We start from the raw sequence: 2,462 nt of genomic DNA, 5'->3' as shown, positions 1-2,462 counted from the left end.
CAACCCTGCCCCAAACACCACCGCCTCAAACACCGCACCGGATGGACCCCCACCCCGGCCGGCAAAAACCACCCGCCCGGGTGGACCTCCCCCTCACAACGGCACTACCCCGGCGAACACCAGGACTGGGAACCACCCCGCTGGCCCCACCACCTCCCGATCACCGACACCGACCCGGACCCGGCCGCGCCCGCCTATCCCGGACCCGAACCGCCCCCGGACCCCTTCCCCGACTGGCACTCCTTCACGGCCGCACACCCCTGGCCCGACCCCGACCCCGACGACATGGACGATCCAGGCGAGCCAGACGATCCAGGTGAGCCAGGCGAGCCAGGCGAGCCAGACGACCCAGGCTGGCCAGGCGAGCCGGACTGGCCGGCGACCCTGAACGACCCCTTCCCGGAATGCGGCGCGTTCCAAAGCGCCTGAACGAGCAGAACCTTGGAAGGAAACGCCGGTTCCACCACAAGAGGTGAACAGGAGGCTGCGGTGACCGAGACGATCGTGCACGAGTCAGTGACCGAACTGGCCGCACTCGAAGACACGAGAGCACGCGAGGTGAATGAGAAACACGGTGACGATCATTGTGTGAACCTTGGCAAACTGCGCGCGCTCGCCAAGCGGTTGAAGACGCAGATCCAGAAGCGGTGGTCGCCGCCGTCTGACGCTCACCAACAATGTCAGTGCCCGTCGATATTTTGATTCTGAAATATCCGTCCGGAGAGGAACCGATCAGCATGTCAACGCCAGCGTCTTTTGGGTCAACGCCTGCCACGTCCACCATGCCGAAGTGGTACCCGGACTTGCTGGCCTCGGTGGCGCATCAGATCGATTCCGGGCGGGCCCGGGCGGTCTCTGCGGCCAATCGGGAACTCGTGCGCGCCTATTGGTCGATTGGCTGCGAACTCCTGGCGCGCGAGTCGCAGGAAGGCTGGGGATCCAGAGTGGTGACCCGGCTATCTGCGGACCTCAAGGAACGGTTTCCTGAGGCTAGGGGTTTCTCGCCCCGCAACCTGCGGTACATGAAGGCGTTGGCTGCTGGGTGGCCGGACATCACATGTTGCAGACGGCGTCTGCAACATTGCCGTGGAGCCACCATGTGCTGCTGCTGGAAAAGCTCGATGACCCTGGCACCAGGCTGTCGTAGATGGCTGCCGCCGTTGAGGAAGGCTGGTCCCACAGCGTCTTGGGCTACCAGATCGACAACCGGCTGCACGAACGTTCCGGCAAGGCGATAAGCAACTTCCGGGCGACGTTGCCGCCGTCGGATTCAGATCTTACGCAGCAGTCTTTCAAGGACCCGTATGTCTTCGACTTCGTCGCCATGACGGGCAAACGGAACGAGCGCGAGCTCGAGGGCGAGCTGGTCCTGCACGTTGAGCCCGAGTACCTTGGTTATGCGCAGCTGGCCGTTATGCCTACTGCGGCGTGATCTGTCCAGTCTCAACATTGTTGTCAGTTCCGTATTAGCTCTCTCAGCTGCGGATCCTGGCATGCATCAAGTGAGTGTCGACAGGGGATCCTTCACCGGACGCCGTTGGTAACGCGTTCTGGCCAAGAGCCTGATCATGAGAATGGGAAAGGCATCCCTTGGTCACGCCAGATTCGCTTGGCGCGTTTTACGCTGCGATCATGAGTTCCACGAGCACACTCGCGATTGGCATTGATCTACATTTTGTGAGCACGGCCGACGGCGGGCGCAGCAGGGTCCTTTTGGGCGGGAATGCGCCGGACCATCGGTTCGAATATAGACCGAATTGGGGCCTTCCCGGCTGGGCCGACGGTGAACAGTCGGGTGGCCCCGTACTTGGCTTCTCCCACACAAACATCAGCCCGGGTGAGGACGTACGAGCCATCCTCGTGCCCGTGTTCATAGAGAACACATCGGAATGGCGAGACGTCCGCGTCGGCGACAAGCTCCGAATGTACGAGGGGGCCCGTATTTGCGGCCGCGCGATCATCCGATGGATTGAGCCGACAACATGGCCAATGGGGAACGAGGACCAGGGACGCTTCACGGAATGGCTCATTGCGGAAGACATCTAGGGGCTTTGGGCCGTTTGCTCTGACAGGTGATCCGGCAGATTTCTTGGCCTCGTCCGCCGAAGGATCGATCACGCGGTGCAGCGACTTAGGCAGTGAGGCCTGAGTGTTACTGCAGCGCAGGCGCGTCTTCTATCAAGAAATCAAATCCTGATTGGTGATCGCAACGTGGAAGACTGACAGATTTGGTGAGCCACGGGCCCGCAACCCGTAGGTCTCGGATTCGATGAGAGAACGGGGCAACTAAGTTGGTGCGGATCGGTGGTCCTGAAGCGGTGGCTCCGGTGGCAAAGTCTTTGCATAACGTTCCAGCCTTGAAGGGTCACGCATAAGCGCCACGACTCAAGTCTGGAGGGATGCAATGGAGGACCAGACTGTCACCGTCGCTGATCTCGTGGGGGCGATCATCGCTGAGATGG

General features: G+C 61.5%; 3 protein-coding genes and 2 pseudogenes. All 5 read left to right on the top strand.

The genetic code is table 11. From position 1 onward, the window contains the following. Positions 1-429, top strand: a pseudogene (locus AB0323_RS23935) (endonuclease); the annotation flags it as partial. A 60-nt stretch (positions 430-489) separates the two neighbouring features. After that, a pseudogene (locus tag AB0323_RS23930) lies at positions 490-636 on the top strand (DNA alkylation repair protein); the annotation flags it as partial. 41 nt (positions 637-677) lie between these two features. Next, positions 678-1,238 carry a DUF1016 N-terminal domain-containing protein gene (locus AB0323_RS23925; RefSeq protein ID WP_366179542.1) on the top strand — a complete coding sequence of 187 codons (561 nt, stop codon included), beginning with the start codon at positions 678-680 and terminating at the stop codon, positions 1,236-1,238. Further along, positions 1,148-1,432 carry a hypothetical protein gene (locus AB0323_RS23920; protein ID WP_366179543.1) on the top strand — a complete coding sequence of 95 codons (285 nt, stop codon included), beginning with the start codon at positions 1,148-1,150 and terminating at the stop codon, positions 1,430-1,432. Before AB0323_RS23925 ends, AB0323_RS23920 begins: the two co-directional genes overlap by 91 nt. 200 nt (positions 1,433-1,632) lie before the next feature. Continuing rightward, positions 1,633-2,046: a hypothetical protein gene (locus AB0323_RS23915; RefSeq protein WP_366179541.1), complete on the top strand. Its 414-nt coding sequence runs from the start codon at positions 1,633-1,635 to the stop codon at positions 2,044-2,046. The last annotated feature ends 416 nt before the right edge of the window (positions 2,047-2,462 follow it).

Origin of the sequence: Arthrobacter sp. NPDC080031, from assembly GCF_040702485.1 — a bacterium.
Lineage (GTDB): Bacteria > Actinomycetota > Actinomycetes > Actinomycetales > Micrococcaceae > Arthrobacter.
This window is presented reverse-complemented; position numbering and strand designations above follow the sequence as displayed.